This window comes from Trinickia sp., from assembly GCF_051954495.1.
Taxonomy (GTDB): Bacteria; Pseudomonadota; Gammaproteobacteria; order Burkholderiales; family Burkholderiaceae; genus Trinickia.
In genome coordinates this window covers 102,606-117,419 of sequence record NZ_JBQCHR010000024.1, presented here as the reverse complement: position 1 = coordinate 117,419, position 14,814 = coordinate 102,606, and the positions used below count along the sequence as shown (strand labels likewise).

Here is a 14,814-nt window from a genome sequence, read left to right as displayed (position 1 = left end):
CGGGCAGCGCTGGCAGCATCGGCGGCACCGGCGCCATCGGACGCGTCACGCAAGCGCCAGCGGCGGGGCCAGCGGCGGGGGCGGCGCAGCAAGCGTCGTGGTTCGAGCGCGCGACGAGCGCCGATTACGCACAATCGCTCTTGCAGGGCGGCAGTTTCGCAGCCACGGTTGGCCTGTACTTTTTGGCCGGTCTCGTCCTGAGCCTGCTGCCGTGCTCTTATCCGATGATTCCGATCGTCTCGGCGATCATCATCGGCCAAGGCAGCAACGTCACGCGCGGCCGTGCTTTTGCGCTATCGCTCTCGTATGTGGTCGGGATGGCGCTCGTCTATACGGCGCTCGGGATCGCGGCTGCGCTCGTGGGTCAATCGCTGGGCGCCTGGCTGCAAAACCCGTGGGTGCTCGGCGCGTTCGGCGTCTTGCTGACGGCATTCGCACTGACGCTCATCGCCGGCGTCGATCTCGTGCTGCCGCAGCGATGGCAAGACGGTGTCTCGCAAGCGTCGAGCCGTCGTTCCGGCGGCACGTTCGCCGCGGTCGCCGTGATGGGGGCCTTGTCGGCGCTCGTCGTCGGCGCTTGTATGACGGCACCGCTCTTCGCGGTGCTCGCCTTCATCGCGCATACGGGCAATGCGGTGCTGGGCGGCGCCGCGTTGTTTTCGATGGGGCTCGGTCTCGGTGTGCCGTTGCTGATCATCGGTCTGGGCGCAGGTACGCTGCTGCCGCGCGCGGGCGCGTGGATGGACGGCGTGAAGGTGTGCTTCGGCGTCGTGCTGCTGGCGGCTGCCGTGTGGATCGTCTGGCCCGTGCTGCCTTCGACGGCGCAAATGCTGCTGGCGGCGTTGTGGCTCTTGATCGCGGCCGCGGCCTTGGGACTGTTCACCCCTAACGCGGGTGGAACGTCGATCTGGCGCAGGCTCGGGCGCGGCGTTGGCGCGGCGCTGGCCATCTGGGCTGCGACGCTGCTCGTCGGCCTGGCTGCGGGGTCAAGCGACCCGGTGCGCCCGCTTGCCGTGCTCGCTGCTCGGACGTCGGGTGAATCGGCGGCACCGGGTGCGACCGCTCCGACGCAAACGGCGTTCGCGCCGGTTCAATCCTCCACGAATCTCGATGCGCTGCTCAAGGTCAGCATGCGCCCGGCGATGCTCGATTTTTACGCCGACTGGTGCGTGAGCTGCAAGGAGATGGAGCGCTTCACGTTCACGGACAACCGTGTGAAGGCGCGCCTTGCTCAACTGCAATTGCTGCGCGCCGACGTGACCGCGAACAACGGCGACGATCAGGCGTTGCTGAAGCGGTTCGATCTGTTTGGGCCGCCCGGGATCATCTTTTTCGATCGGTCGGGCAATGAAGTGCTGCGCGTGGTCGGCTACGAATCCGCCGATAAGTTTTTGCAGAGTCTCGATCGCGTCGCGCCCGCGTTGCAGTCGTGACGGGGGCGCGTGATTCGCTCATTCGACCAGGTGCCGGCCGCGCTCAGCTCAGCCCTTCGCCATTCCAACGTTGGCAGTCGCACGCGAATCTGACCGGGCGCCACGTGTGGCGATCCCTTCGGCGCCTGAGCCGTGCACCGAAGGGATCACCCTTTGCAACGCTGCAGCAACGGTTTACTTTTGAGCGCGCAGCAACCGCGCCGCGTCGAGCGCGAAGTACGTGAGCACGCCGTCGGCGCCGGCGCGCTTGAACGCCAGCAGCGATTCCATCATCACCTTGTCGTGATCGAGCCAGCCGTTTTGCGCTGCGGCCTTGAGCATCGCGTACTCGCCGCTGACCTGATAGACGTAGGTCGGGAAGCGAAACTCGTCTTTCACGCGCCGGACGATGTCGAGGTACGGCATGCCCGGCTTGACCATGACCATGTCGGCGCCTTCTTCGATGTCGAGCCGAACTTCGCGCAGCGCCTCGTCGGAATTGGCCGGGTCCATCTGGTAGGTCATTTTGTTGCTCTTGCCGAGATTCGTCGCGGAGCCGACGGCATCGCGGAACGGGCCGTAGAACGCCGACGCATATTTGGCCGCATAAGCCATGATGCGTGTGTAGACATGGCCTTCGCTTTCCAGCATTTCGCGCAGCGCACCGATCCGGCCGTCCATCATGTCCGACGGCGCAACGATGTCGACTCCCGCTTCGGCCTGCGTGCGAGCCTGCTCGACGAGGATTTCGACGGTTTCGTCGTTGAGCACGTAACCCGCTTCGTCCAGCACGCCGTCCTGCCCATGGCTAGTGTAGGGGTCGAGCGCGACGTCGGTCAGCACACCCAACTCGGGGAAGCGTTGCTTGAGTTCGCGAACTGCGCGCGGAACCAAGCCGTCGGGGTTCGCTGCTTCGCGGCCGTCGGGCGTCTTGAGCGAGGGCTCGATCGCCGGAAAGAGCGACAGCACCGGCACGCCCAGTTCGACGCACTGCTCGGCCACCTTCATCAAGAGATCGACCGACACGCGCTCCACGCCGGGCATCGACGCGACCGCTTGCCGCACGTTGTTGCCTTCGACGATGAAGACGGGATAGATGAGATCGTTCGTGGTCAGCACGTTTTCGCGCATGAGCCGGCGCGAAAAATCGTCGCGACGCATGCGGCGCGGACGGTGATGCGGATAGAAACTCATAAGGCAGAAATCGCGATGGGGTGGCGGAAAACGCCGGGCGTACCGGCGCAAAACTTTTGCAACCAATGGTATATCATAGCGATCGAGCGAAGCGCGTGTAGCCGAAGGGCGCATGCGGCGGAGCTCCCCGCTTCTCCTCCCTGAGCGGGTGCCTGTCGTTTTTTCGATTAGGCTGTTCAACCCGCCGACGTTAGGCGGGTTTTTTTATGGCGAATGTTCGTAGTTCGGCCGTGGCCGTCACGCAGGCGTAACGCTGGCGTCAGCTTGGCCCGCGTTGGGGAGCAGCCACCCCTCCAGGCGTTCATGCGCCTCGTCCAGGCCCACGCGCTTGAGCGCCGAAAACAGCTGCGCGGTCAGCTCGCCCGCGTAGCCGGCCTTGCGATATTCCGCGAATCCCTTCTCCGTCGCCCGCAGCGCGTTGATGCTTTCCTGCCGCGTCAGTTTGTCGCACTTCGTCAGCAGCGTATGAATAGGCTTGCCCGTGGGCGCGAACCATTCGATCATGCGCTTGTCGAGTTCGGTCAGCGGCCTGCGCGAGTCCATCATCAGGACCATTCCGCGAAGCTGGGCGCGGGTTTGCAGGTAGCTCGAGAGGAGCGCTTCCCAGTGCGCCTTGGCCGCGCCGGGCACTTCCGCGTAGCCGTAGCCGGGCAGATCGACGAGGTAGCCGGTGGGATCGAGCTCCGGCCCGACGCTGAAGTAGTTGATATGCTGCGTGCGGCCGGGTGTCTTGCTCGCGAAAGCGAGACGCTTTTGATTGCACAGCACGTTGATGGCCGTCGATTTGCCGGCGTTCGAGCGCCCCGCGAAAGCGATTTCGGGCTGGACCGTCGCGGGCAGGTCGCGCAAGTGATTGACGGTAATGTAAAAGCGGGCTTGATGCAGCAGGAAGGCCATGGCGGGACAGGAAGGAGAGCGTGTGCAACGCCCGGGTGACGGCGCTGATCGACGCCGGGGCACGCCCGACTGGCGTCTTGGCGGTTAGCGAGTTATTGTACAATACGACGGTTTACTGAAGACCGGTCCGGGCGTTTTTCTAGTGTCGTCAAGCGCTCAGGGCTTATTGCCGCACTGCTTCTTTGTGCTTTTTGGCGGCGATGGTCGCTGCGGTTTTTGCATGAACCTCTCGGGTGTATCGCCGGGCCGCCCTGCGATATGTCCACGGCCCGCAAGGGCGGCGTTCGAAAGCCGGGCGTCGGAGGACACTCTATTCTCACAAGACGAAACCGGGTGTGCGAATGAATCGACTGTGCATGTCTTTGAAGGTGCTTCAAGTCGTTGCAGCAGCAGGTTTGTTGAGTTGGGCGGCACAAACGAGAGCGGCGGATTCACCGAAGCCGGACGTCAATCGGGGGCAAGCGATCGCGACGCAGGTCTGTGCCTCTTGCCACGGGGCGGACGGCAACAGCGCGAGCGGCTCGTTTCCGAAGTTGGCTGGGCAGCACGAGGCGTATCTCGTCAAGCAGCTGAAGGATTTCAAGGTGCAAGCTGGCGCGAAGACGGCCGCGCGCGTCAACCCGATCATGGCCGGCATGGCGGCGGCGCTGTCCGATCAGGACATGGTCAATGTCGCGGCATACTTCGCATCGCAGGCGATGAAGCCCGGCGTAGCGCACGATGCGGCCACCGTGCCGATGGGGCAAAAGATCTTCCGCGGCGGTATCGCCGAGAAGAACGTGCCCGCGTGCGCAGGCTGCCACGGGCCGACCGGGATGGGCATCCCGGTGCAATACCCGCGGTTGTCGGGGCAGTGGGCCGACTATACGGTCGCCCAACTGCATGCGTTTCAGCAGGGTCCCGGCGCACGCAACAACAACGATGCGATGCACGGCATCGCGGCGCGGCTTTCGGACAGCGAGATCAAGGCGGTCGCCGATTACATCGCCGGCTTGCACTGAGCGCGACCGGAAACGAACGAGAAGCCGGGCCTGCCGGCTAGAAGAAGACAAGAAAAGGGTGGGAGCGTCACCGCCTCCGGCGGCTGGCCCTCACCCTTTTTTGTTGTATCGCTTGCACGGGACCAGGGTGACCACTACACGCGGTGGCTCTGCTCCACAGGAGTTTGAATGGGCGTCACCACCTCGGGTTATGAGTTGAAGTCGGACAGGCGAGTCCTCAAGAGCGCGCTGGAGCTGCTGAGTTCGATGCGCTTCGCGATCGCGCTGCTCGTCGTTCTCGCGATTGCCAGCATCGTCGGCACGGTCCTCACGCAAGACGATCCGTACCCCAACTACGTCAACCAATTCGGTCCGTTCTGGGCCGACATCTTCCGCGCGCTTGGCCTCTTCACGGTCTACAGCGCGTGGTGGTTCATGCTGATCCTCGGCTTCTTGATCGTATCGATCTCGCTGTGCGTCGTGCGCAACGCGCCGAAGATGGTCGCGGACATGAAGAGCTGGAAAGACAAGGTGCGCGAGGGCAGTCTGCGCGCCTTTCATCACAAAGCCGAATACGCCGCCTCCAGCGCGCGCGCTGAAACCGCCGCCCGCGTGTCCACCCTCGCGGGCAAGCTCGGCTACCGCTATGTCGTGCGCGAGTCCGAGGGCGCGACGCTCGTCGCCGCGAAGCGCGGAGCGCTCGCCAAGATCGGCTATATCTTTGCGCACCTGGCCATCGTCGTGATTTGTCTCGGCGGCCTCATGGATAGCAATCTTCCGATCAAGTTTCAGATGTGGTTGTTCGGAAAATCGCCGATCTCGACGAGCGCGGTGATCAACGAAATCGCGCCGACGCATCGGCTCTCGCCGTCCAATCCCACTTTCCGTGGCTATGCGTGGGTGCCCGAAGGGCAGCACGTTTCGACCGCCATCCTCAATCAGCCGAACGGCTCGCTCATTCAGGATTTGCCGTTCTCGATCGAGCTCGAGAAGTTCATCGTCGACTACTACTCGACCGGCATGCCGAAGCTGTTCGCCAGCGACATCGTCGTGATCGATCATGAGACGGGCAAGCGCACACCCGCTCGCATCGAGGTCAACAAGCCGTTCGAGTACGACGGCGTCTCGATCTACCAATCGAGCTTCCAAGACGGTGGCTCGCAAATGTCGATGACGGCATGGCCGATGACCGGCGATTCGACGAAGACGATGCCTTTTAGCGGCGCAATCGGCTCCTCTGCTCCGCTTTCGGCGTCGATGCCGGGCGTGAAAGGTCAAACGGTCGAGCTAGCCGATTTTCGTGCGATCAACGTCGAAGACCTCACGAACGGCAACGGGCAGAAGGACGCCCGCGGCGTGGCGGCCCACCAGTCGCTCAAGGAGGCGTTCGACGAGCGGCTCGGTTCGGGCGCGAAATCGTCCAAGTCGATGGACTTGCACAACGTCGGTCCGTCGGTGCAATACAAGATTCGCGGCACCGATGGCCAGGCGCGCGAATTCAACAACTACATGCTGCCAGTCGACGTCGATGGCGCCCGGTTTTTCCTCGCCGGCATGCGGACGACGCCGAACGACCCATTCCGCTACCTGCGCATCCCCGCCGACGAGCAAGGCAGCCTGAAAGAGTGGATGCTGTTGCGCGCCGCGCTCGACAATCCCACCCTGCGCGCGCAAGCCGCTCATCGCTTCGCGCAACGCTCGATTGCCGATTCGAACGCCGATCTTCGCGCGCATCTCGAGGAAAGCGCCGCGCGTGTCTTGACCCTATTCGCGGGCGCGGACGCCGGCGCGGCCAATGTGGCGCCCGGACAGTCGCCCGGCGGGTTTCAGTCGATCGCGACCTTCATCGATCGTTCGGTGCCGAAGGGCGAGCAGGAGAAAGCGGCATCGCTGTTGCTGCGGATGCTGGAAGGCTCGACGTGGGACTTGTGGCAGCTTGCGCGAGAGCAAGCGGGCGAGCCCGATGTACAGCCTACGGCGAGCGCTAGCCGTTTCGTCCAAAACTCGATCAACGCGCTTTCCGACAGCTTCTTGTATGGATCTCCCGTTTACTTGCAGCTTGATTCGTTCAAACAGGTGCAAGCGTCGGTGTTCCAGTTGACGCGCGCGCCGGGCGCGAAACTGGTGTATCTTGGCAGCCTGCTGCTCGTTGCCGGCATTTTTTCGATGTTCTACGTGCGTGAGCGGCGGCTATGGTTCTGGCTGAAAGACGGGCCCACGGGCACGTCCGTGGTCATGGCGATGTCGACGGCGCGCAAGACGCTCGACTTCGACAAAGAATTCGCGACGGTGCGCGACGCCGTCGGCGCCACGCTCGGCGCGCCGGCGCAGGTTGCCGCGACTTCGCCCAACGACGGGGCGCATCCGCGCACCGAACCTCCGAGCGCTAGAGAGACGATCGAATCGTCCTCCGGCTCGCAAGACTGACACTCGGTAATCATCATGGATTTGACACACGCTTCCCGCTCCCAACCGGCCGTCCAGCCGCAGTCCGGCGCCTTGGACGAGCGCTCGTTCCTGCGCCGCCTGCGGCCGTTCGATTGGTTGTTCGCTCTGGCCGTGGCGGGCGGCGCCGGCTTCGCGCTGACGCGCTACCACGCGTTCATGAACTACTACGACAAGCTCGTGCTCGTCTGCTCGGTGCCCGCGCTTATCGTACTGGGCTGGCGCTGGAAGCCGGCTCGGCTCTTGGCGATCGGCATCGCGGCGCTCTCGCTGCTTTCGCTGCAGATTTACCAAGGCGATCTGGCTCGAGCCGATTCCGCGTTCTTCCTCAAGTACTTCCTGTCTAGCCAATCGGCCATTCTTTGGATGTGCGCGCTGTTCGTGTTGGCGACGCTCTTCTACTGGATTGGCCTGCTTTCGCGTTCGCCGTCGGGCGGCGCCATCGGCTCGAAGCTGACCTGGTTTGCCGTGCTGATGGGATTCACCGGAATGATGGTGCGCTGGTACGAGTCGTACCTGATCGGCGCCGACGTCGGTCACATTCCGATCTCGAACCTCTATGAAGTGTTCGTGCTGTTTTGTTTGATCACGGCGCTGTTCTATCTCTACTACGAGCAGCACTACGCCACGCGCGCGCTCGGCGCGTTCGTGCTCCTCGTCATCAGCGCCGCTGTCGGCTTCCTCATGTGGTACTCGGTCGCGCGCGATGCGCAGCAGATCCAGCCGCTCGTGCCCGCGCTGCAAAGCTGGTGGATGAAAATCCACGTTCCGGCCAACTTCATCGGCTATGGCTCCTTCGCGCTGTCGGCCATGGTTGGCGTGGCTTACCTGCTCAGCGAGCGAGGGATTCTGAGCGACCGCCTGCCGTCGCTCGTCGTACTCGACGACGTCATGTACAAGTCGATCGCTGTCGGTTTCGCCTTTTTTACGGTGGCGACGATATTGGGTGCGCTGTGGGCAGCCCAAGCTTGGGGCGGTTACTGGAGTTGGGATCCGAAGGAAACCTGGGCGCTGATCGTCTGGCTCAACTATGCAGCTTGGCTGCACATGCGTCTGATGAAAGGCTTGCGCGGCTCGGCGGCGGCCTGGTGGGCCCTGACGGGCCTGCTCGTCACCACCTTTGCCTTCCTGGGCGTCAACATGTTCTTGTCCGGTCTGCATAGCTACGGCAAGCTGTAGGTGTCGCACCCGGCGTCGATCTCGATCGCCCTTGCCCCTAGAAACCGCCGCATGGTCGACCATCGGCGGTTTTTTGCGTTTTGTACGGGCTGCGCAGCGGTGGGCGAGCCCGAATCGGGACCCGATCGGTATCGCATCTAAGCCACTTGAGCGGTGTCAGGTAGTTGAATGCATCCGAATGGCGTCGGCGGCGGTATATAGACCGAGCGGGCCCGAAACGGACTTGCCCCGGTCCGGGGGGGGCACAGTGGCCCGGTTTTTCGTTGAGGAGCAGCATCGTGTGGATCAAACGAGAGCAGCAAATCGTACTTTCCGGCGAGGACATCGCCTCCAGCGAGATTACGCCTCGCGCGATGTTCGAGAATCGGCGGCGCGTTTTGCAGGCGGCCGGCGTGGCGGGACTCGCGATGGCGGGTGGCACGCTCGGGCTGAGCCACGCGGCGTTCGGCGCCTACGCGTCGCCAGACCCGAAAGCGCAAAAGCTCGCGGCCGCCACGAACGCGAAGTTCGTCGTGGCAGAGAAAGTCACGCCGTACAAGGACGTGACGACCTACAACAACTTCTACGAGTTCGGTACCGACAAGAGCGATCCGGCGCACAACGCGGGCACGTTGCGGCCGCACCCATGGCGGATCAGCGTTGAAGGCGAGGTGAAGAACCCGAAGGTCTACGACATCGACGAACTGCTGAAGCTCGCGCCGCTCGAGGAGCGCGTGTACCGGCATCGTTGCGTCGAAGGCTGGTCGATGGTGATCCCGTGGGTAGGCTATTCGCTCTCCGAGCTCGTGAAGCGCGCGCAGCCTACGGGCAACGCGAAGTTCGTCCAATTCATCACGCTGGCCGACGCTTCGCAGATGCCCGGCATTAGCGAACCGATCCTCGAATGGCCGTATTCCGAAGGGCTGCGGATGGACGAGGCGATGAACCCGCTGACGCTGTTGACCGTCGGCGTCTACGGGCAGGTGCTGCCGAATCAGAACGGCGCGCCGGTTCGCGTGGTCGTGCCGTGGAAGTACGGGTTCAAGAGTGCGAAATCGCTTGTGAAAATTCGCTTCGTCGAAAAGCAGCCGCCGACCAGCTGGAATACCTACGCGTCGAACGAATACGGATTTTATTCGAACGTGAACCCGAATGTGGACCACCCGCGCTGGAGCCAGGCCACCGAGCGGCGGATCGGCGAAGACGGGTTCTTTACGCCGAAACGCAAAACCCTGATGTTCAATGGCTACGGTAGCCTCGTCGCATCCATGTATCAAGGGATGGACCTGCGCAAATACTTTTGAGTTGAGGAGCGCCTTTCATGTCACCGTCTCCCCAGACGCAGTCGCTTTCGGGCGGCGATGCGCGCCCAGTGGGCGGCACGAGCCGTCCGATACGCGCCTCGGCCAGCGCGGCCCGTCCTCGCAGCGGCGTCGAACGGTGGATGGCGCCTGCGAAAATCGCTGCCTTCATCGCCGCGCTGTATCCGCTCGCACGGATCGTTTTCTTTGGCTTCACCGATCGGCTCGGTGCGAATCCGATCGAGTTCATTACCCGCTCGACCGGACTTTGGACACTCGTCTTCCTGTGCATCACGTTGGCGGTGACGCCCGTGCGACGCCTTACCGGCGTCAATGCGCTGCTGCGGTTTCGACGGATGCTCGGCCTGTATGCGTTCTTTTATGCGACGCTGCATTTCACGACGTACATTTGGTTCGACAAATGGTTCGCCGTCGCCGAGATACTGAAGGACATCGGAAAGCGTCCGTTCATCACGGTTGGGTTCGCAGCGTTCGTTCTCTTGATTCCGCTCGCGGCCACGTCGCCGCGCGCGGCCGCCCGTAAGCTGGGACGGCGCTGGCTGACGCTTCATCGCTCGATCTATGCCATCGCCGCGCTAGCGATTCTGCACTTTTGGTGGATGAAAGCGGGGAAGCACGACCTGATCTTGCCGAAGCTCTACGGTGCGATCGTCGTGGTGCTGCTGGGCTGGCGTGTGGCGGCTTGGGCGCGGGCCAAGTGGTTCGCGGCGCGCGCAGGGGCATGACGCCGATGCAACCCGGCTGGTTGCCGGGTTTTGCCGCATCGGGCTGTCGGCCCGGGCCGGCGGTGCCGCCCGATGCGGGAATGGCCGCCGGTAGCTGTTCGACCGCCGCGTCCGTTCAATAGACGCAGGTTCAGCCCGGAAGGACCGATTCGCCCGCGAACAACTCGCGCACCGTCTCCCGCGCACGTACGAGATAAGCGCGATCGCCGTCCACGACCACCTCGGCCGCACGCGGACGCGTGTTGTAGTTCGAGCTCATGACGAACGAATAGGCGCCCGCCGACCGGATGGCGAGAAGGTCGTTCGGCTCCAGCGCCAGCGAGCGGTCGCGCCCGAGCCAGTCGCCGCTCTCGCAAACCGGGCCGACGATGTCGTACACCTGCGGGGTGTTCGAACGCAAAGAAACAGGCTCGATTGCGTGATAAGCCTGGTACATGGCAGGCCGCGCGAGATCGTTCATCGCGGCGTCGACGATGGCGAAATTCTTCTCCGTGCCCGGTTTCAGGAATTCGACACGCGTCAGCAAGATGCCTGCGTTGCCGGTGACCGAGCGTCCAGGCTCGAAGAACACTTCGCGGTGGCCATGGCCGCGAGCTTCGATGCGTTCGAGCAGCGCGCGCACGAATTGGCTCGTGTCGGGAGGCGTCTCCGTCGAGTACGTGATGCCGAGACCGCCCCCGACATCGATATGGCGGATCGGCACGCCATCGCCTTCGAGTTGTTCGACCAGGTCGAGCAATTTGTCGAGCGCGTCCAGGTAGGGGGCGATTTCGGTGATCTGCGAGCCGATGTGGCAATCGATGCCGACGACTTCCAAGTGCTCGAGCGCGGCGGCCGTGCTATACGCCGAACGCGCCTCGTCGAATGCGACGCCGAACTTGTTCGCCTTGAGGCCGGTCGAGATGTACGGGTGAGTCTTCGGGTCGACGTCCGGATTGACGCGCAGCGAGATAGGCGCCTTCTTCCCAAGCTCCCCCGCGACGGCGTTGAGCCGATCGAGTTCGGAAATCGATTCGACGTTGAAGCACTTCACACCGGCTTGCAGCGCCTCGCGCATTTCGGCGATGGTTTTGCCGACGCCCGAGAACACGGTGTCCTTGGCTTGGCCGCCAGCCGCGAGGACACGTGCCAACTCGCCGCCCGACACGATGTCGAAGCCGGCGCCCAGGCGCGCGAAGACATTGAGCACGCCGAGATTGCTGTTTGCTTTGACAGCAACGTGCACCGTTGCGCGGTGGCCTGCGCAGGCTTGCGCATAAGCTTGGTACGCCTGCGTCAATGCGGCGCGCGAGTAGACGAACAGCGGCGTGCCGAACTGCTCGGCGAGCGTGACGGCGCTGACGCCTTCGGCGTGCAGCACGCCATCGACGTAGGCGAAGGCGGAGTGAGACATGCGAAAGTCCTGCGTTATTGGTCGGGGGCGGGGCTAGATGCAGCGCCAGGTTCGGGCGTTGCGCGCGGAGCGCGTGGCGAGGCGCCGAGGGACTGCGCCGGCGACAGCGTGAGCGGGGCGGCTGTGGACGCGCCCGAAGAGCCGGATGCCTGCGAATCGGGCTGCTCGCCCGACACCGGCGGCTCGGCGCGCAGGGCGGGTTTTTCAGGCGGCGGCGGCACGGTCGGCAGATAAAGCGGCCCGCGCTGACCGCAGCCCGTTAGCGCCGCGCTTGTCGCAACGGCCAAAGCCGCTACAATCGCGCTCATCCTGAAAACGACTCGCATGACTGTCTCTAGGACCCTATGAGCTGTGATGTGTTCAACCGGCGGAGTTTAGCATGAGCGACAGCGACTACCTTACCCGCGCCGAGGCCGTTCTCGCGCGCATCGAGCAAGCCTCCGACGATAGCGACGCCGACATCGAGTTCGAGCGCAACGGCAACGTGCTGACACTCGAATTCGAGAACGGCTCGAAGATCATCGTGAATCTGCAGCCGCCGATGCAAGAAATCTGGATCGCCGCGAAGATGGGCGGTTTTCACTTCAAGTTCGTGGACGGCCAGTGGGTCGACACGCGCAATGCCCGCGAGTTTTTCGAAGCCCTGTCCGACTACGCCACGCAACAAGCCGGCGAGCCTGTCGATTTTTCGGCTTGATACTTGGGCGTGCGCCACGGGTGCTGTCGACCCACCGCGCTCATTACCTTGCACGTGATTGCGCGGCGGCTTCGGGCTCGACCTGCGGCGCCGCCTCCAAGGTTGGCGCCGCGCCGGTCGATTCTTCGGCGTGCGTGGCCTCGCCCGAGGCCATTCCGGCATGCAAGGCTGCCTCGCTGATTCCCACTGCGTGCACGAAGCCTTGACCGGGTAGGAAGGTGTCGAAATACAACTCGCCGCCTATCGACACGACGTCGCCAGGCATCGGCATCTCGTATTCGGGCACGCCTTTCAACGCTTGCCGCATATAGTCCATCCAGACAGGCAGGGCCACGCCGCCGCCCGTTTCGCGGTCGCCCAAGCTGCGCGGCGCATCGTAGCCGATCCATGCGATCGCGGCGAGGGTGTGCTGGTAGCCGGCGAACCAGGCGTCGCGGGAGTCGTTCGTCGTGCCTGTCTTGCCCGCGAGATCCTTGCGACCCAACTCGTTCGACTTCGCGCCCGTGCCGTGCTGCGCGACGCTTTGCAGCAGGCTGTTCATGACGTAATCGTTGCGCGCGTCGATGGCGCGCGGCGCGTCGCGCTCCGCGACGATCGGCTGTGCACGCGCCAGCACGACGCCCTCCTGATTCGTCACTTCCGAAATCAAGTAAGGATTGATGCGATAGCCGCCGTTGGCGAAGACGGAGTACGCGCCCGCCATCTGCAGCGGCGTGACGAGGCCGGCGCCCAGCGCCATCGGCAGATACGCGGGATGTTTATCGGCGTCGAACCCGAAACGCGTGATGTACTGCTGCGCATAGTGCGTCCCGATGCGCGCGAGAATGCGGATGGACACGAGATTGCGCGATTTCTGCAGCGCCGTGCGCATCGTCATCGGGCCGTCGAAGCGGCCGCCGTAGTTTTTCGGCTCCCAGGGCTGGCCGCCCGTTTCCGCGGCGCTGAAATAGAGCGGGGCGTCGTTGATGATCGTCGCCGGCCCCAGGCCTTTGTCGAGCGATGCCGAATAGATGAACGGCTTGAAGCTGGAGCCCGGCTGTCGCCATGCTTGGGTGACATGGTTGAACTTGTTCTTGCTGAAATCGAAGCCGCCGACGAGCGCGCGGATCGCGCCGTCCTGCGGCACGATCGAGATGAACGCGCCTTCAACTTGCGGCAACTGAACGATCGACCAAGCACCCGCGCCGTCCTTGACGAGGCGCACGATGGCGCCCGCGCGAATGCGGCTTGCGGCCGGCGCGCGCGGAGAAAGCGCAGCCGCCGCGAAACGCAGCCCTTCGCCGTCGACCTTGATTGCCGCGCCATCGGACAGGACCGCTTGCACCTCGCGCGCGTCGGCCGAGGTGACGACGCCCGCCGCGATTTCGCCGTTGTCCGGATGCGCATCGAGCGCCGCGGCGATGGCGCTCGCGCGCGCATCGTTATCGGCATCGGTTGGCAAGGCGACGTACCCTTCGGGGCCGCGATAGCCGTGCCGGGCGTCGTAGTTCGAAAGGCCGCCGCGCAGCGCCCGATATGCCGTGTCCTGGCTGCCGGAATCGATCGTCGTGACGACGTTCAGCCCGCGCGTGTAAGCGTCCTCGCCGTATTGCGCCACCATTGCCTGACGGACCATTTCGGCAACGTACTCCGCATGCACGCTGAACTGCTGCGCGGGCGTGCCGGCGAGCGCGAGCGGCTCGGCGACCGCGGCATCGTATTGCGCGCGCGTGATGTCGCGCAGCGCGAGCATCCGCTGCAGGATGTACTGTTGACGAAGCTTGGCGCGGGCGGGATTGACGACGGGGTTGTATGCCGAAGGCGCCTTGGGCAAGCCGGCTAGCATCGCCGCTTCGGCCAGCGTGATGTGCTTGATGTCCTTGCCGAAATAGACGCGGGCCGCCGACGCGAAGCCGTAAGCGCGCTGCCCGAGATAGATCTGATTCATGTAGACCTCGAGAATCTGATCTTTCGTCAGCTCGCGCTCGATCTTGTACGCGAGCAACATCTCGTAGATTTTTCGCGTATAGGTCTTCTCGCTCGACAGAAAGAAGTTTCGCGCTACCTGCATCGTGATCGTGCTCGCGCCTTGTGTAGCGCGTCCGTTCGTCATGGCCGCGACGCCCGCCCGCAAGACGCCGGCCAGATCCACCCCGCCGTGATCGTAAAACCGCGCGTCCTCGATGGCGAGGACCGCTTGCTTCAAAAATGGCGGGACGTCGCCGATGCGCACGACGTCGCGCCGTTCCTTGCCAAATTCGCCGATCAGGAGGTGATCGGCGGTATAGATGCGCAGCGGCACTTTCGGCCGATAGTCGGTGAGCGCGTCGAGCGTGGGCAGACGCGGGCTCGCGACGACCAGCGCGTACAGCAACAGCAATGCGACGCCCGTGGCCGCCGTCGCCATCGCGCCGGCGAACCAGAGGACGAGCCTGGTCATCCAACGGCGGCGCTTTGGCACTGCGGGCGCGGGGGAAGGCGGCGTGGACGGAGGAGGCGAGGGCGGGCGTGAATCCATAGCGAAGCTGACGTGCGTTGGCCGCGATTATAGCGGCGCAACGCGCGGCGCCCGGATGGCCGAACGGCTAAGCCGCACGCAGCGAGTGGCGGGG

The 14,814-nt window shown here is 64.0% G+C and carries 12 protein-coding genes; 7 read left to right on the top strand and 5 right to left on the bottom strand.

Going from position 1 to position 14,814, the window contains the following annotated elements:
• Positions 1 to 1,433, top strand: a 1,433-nt coding sequence (gene dsbD, locus ACTHNR_RS03575) for a protein-disulfide reductase DsbD (RefSeq protein WP_440546089.1), incomplete at its 5' end; no start/stop codon positions are given.
• A 174-nt stretch (positions 1,434 to 1,607) separates the two neighbouring features.
• On the opposite strand, the gene hemB is transcribed toward dsbD, so the two are convergent.
• Together hemB and yihA are read right to left on the bottom strand one after the other, a co-directional pair.
• Entirely contained in the window at positions 1,608 to 2,606 is a 999-nt protein-coding gene (gene hemB / locus ACTHNR_RS03570; RefSeq protein ID WP_440546088.1) for a porphobilinogen synthase, read from the bottom strand.
• 237 nt (positions 2,607 to 2,843) lie between these two features.
• Positions 2,844 to 3,503 (bottom strand): ribosome biogenesis GTP-binding protein YihA/YsxC, encoded by a 660-nt coding sequence (gene yihA, locus ACTHNR_RS03565; RefSeq protein WP_440546087.1) that lies wholly within the window; start codon positions 3,501 to 3,503, stop codon positions 2,844 to 2,846.
• A 341-nt stretch (positions 3,504 to 3,844) separates the two neighbouring features.
• Here yihA and ACTHNR_RS03560 point away from each other — a divergent pair, with 341 nt between their 5' ends.
• The 5 genes from ACTHNR_RS03560 to msrQ all read left to right on the top strand — a co-directional run bounded on the left by ACTHNR_RS03560 (position 3,845) and on the right by msrQ (position 10,133).
• Complete coding sequence (locus tag ACTHNR_RS03560; RefSeq protein ID WP_440546086.1) at positions 3,845 to 4,504, top strand: c-type cytochrome; 660 nt, start codon at positions 3,845 to 3,847, stop codon at positions 4,502 to 4,504.
• 168 nt (positions 4,505 to 4,672) lie between these two features.
• A complete protein-coding gene (locus ACTHNR_RS03555; RefSeq protein ID WP_440546085.1) occupies positions 4,673 to 6,910 on the top strand; it encodes a cytochrome c biogenesis protein ResB in 2,238 nt (745 codons plus the stop codon).
• Positions 6,911 to 6,925: 15 nt separating this feature from the next.
• On the top strand, positions 6,926 to 8,107 hold the full coding sequence (gene ccsB / locus ACTHNR_RS03550; RefSeq protein ID WP_440546084.1) for a c-type cytochrome biogenesis protein CcsB: 1,182 nt from the start codon (positions 6,926 to 6,928) through the stop codon (positions 8,105 to 8,107).
• Positions 8,108 to 8,385: 278 nt separating this feature from the next.
• Complete coding sequence (gene msrP / locus ACTHNR_RS03545; RefSeq protein WP_440546083.1) at positions 8,386 to 9,390, top strand: protein-methionine-sulfoxide reductase catalytic subunit MsrP; 1,005 nt, start codon at positions 8,386 to 8,388, stop codon at positions 9,388 to 9,390.
• Between the two features lie 17 nt (positions 9,391 to 9,407).
• Positions 9,408 to 10,133 carry a protein-methionine-sulfoxide reductase heme-binding subunit MsrQ gene (msrQ, locus tag ACTHNR_RS03540; RefSeq protein ID WP_440546082.1) on the top strand — a complete coding sequence of 242 codons (726 nt, stop codon included), beginning with the start codon at positions 9,408 to 9,410 and terminating at the stop codon, positions 10,131 to 10,133.
• Between the two features lie 130 nt (positions 10,134 to 10,263).
• On the opposite strand, the gene lysA is transcribed toward msrQ, so the two are convergent.
• Positions 10,264 to 11,526 carry a diaminopimelate decarboxylase gene (lysA, locus tag ACTHNR_RS03535; protein ID WP_440546080.1) on the bottom strand — a complete coding sequence of 421 codons (1,263 nt, stop codon included), beginning with the start codon at positions 11,524 to 11,526 and terminating at the stop codon, positions 10,264 to 10,266.
• A gap of 14 nt (positions 11,527 to 11,540) precedes the next feature.
• The gene (gene lptM, locus ACTHNR_RS03530; RefSeq protein ID WP_440546079.1) at positions 11,541 to 11,852 is read right to left on the bottom strand and encodes an LPS translocon maturation chaperone LptM; all 312 of its coding nucleotides are present in this window, start codon (positions 11,850 to 11,852) and stop codon (positions 11,541 to 11,543) included.
• A 53-nt stretch (positions 11,853 to 11,905) separates the two neighbouring features.
• Between lptM and cyaY the strand changes: the two genes are divergently transcribed.
• Positions 11,906 to 12,223: an iron donor protein CyaY gene (gene cyaY / locus ACTHNR_RS03525; protein WP_440546078.1), complete on the top strand. Its 318-nt coding sequence runs from the start codon at positions 11,906 to 11,908 to the stop codon at positions 12,221 to 12,223.
• A 43-nt stretch (positions 12,224 to 12,266) separates the two neighbouring features.
• On the opposite strand, the gene ACTHNR_RS03520 is transcribed toward cyaY, so the two are convergent.
• Positions 12,267 to 14,720, bottom strand: a complete 2,454-nt coding sequence (locus ACTHNR_RS03520) for a penicillin-binding protein 1A (RefSeq protein ID WP_440546077.1) — start codon at positions 14,718 to 14,720, stop codon at positions 12,267 to 12,269.
• Between the last annotated feature and the right edge of the window lie 94 nt (positions 14,721 to 14,814).

Bases quoted from the DNA above. Each gene is read 5' to 3' on its own strand.
- ACTHNR_RS03555 (WP_440546085.1), top strand. From the start codon at position 4,673: ATGGGCGTCACCACCTCGGGTTATGAGTTGAAGTCGGACAGGCGAGTC.
- yihA (WP_440546087.1), bottom strand. From the start codon at position 3,503: ATGGCCTTCCTGCTGCATCAAGCCCGCTTTTACATTACCGTCAATCAC.
- ACTHNR_RS03520 (WP_440546077.1), bottom strand. From the start codon at position 14,720: ATGGATTCACGCCCGCCCTCGCCTCCTCCGTCCACGCCGCCTTCCCCC.
- ccsB (WP_440546084.1), top strand. From the start codon at position 6,926: ATGGATTTGACACACGCTTCCCGCTCCCAACCGGCCGTCCAGCCGCAG.
- hemB (WP_440546088.1), bottom strand. From the start codon at position 2,606: ATGAGTTTCTATCCGCATCACCGTCCGCGCCGCATGCGTCGCGACGAT.
- ACTHNR_RS03560 (WP_440546086.1), top strand. From the start codon at position 3,845: ATGAATCGACTGTGCATGTCTTTGAAGGTGCTTCAAGTCGTTGCAGCA.
- cyaY (WP_440546078.1), top strand. From the start codon at position 11,906: ATGAGCGACAGCGACTACCTTACCCGCGCCGAGGCCGTTCTCGCGCGC.
- lptM (WP_440546079.1), bottom strand. From the start codon at position 11,852: ATGCGAGTCGTTTTCAGGATGAGCGCGATTGTAGCGGCTTTGGCCGTT.
- msrQ (WP_440546082.1), top strand. From the start codon at position 9,408: ATGTCACCGTCTCCCCAGACGCAGTCGCTTTCGGGCGGCGATGCGCGC.
- lysA (WP_440546080.1), bottom strand. From the start codon at position 11,526: ATGTCTCACTCCGCCTTCGCCTACGTCGATGGCGTGCTGCACGCCGAA.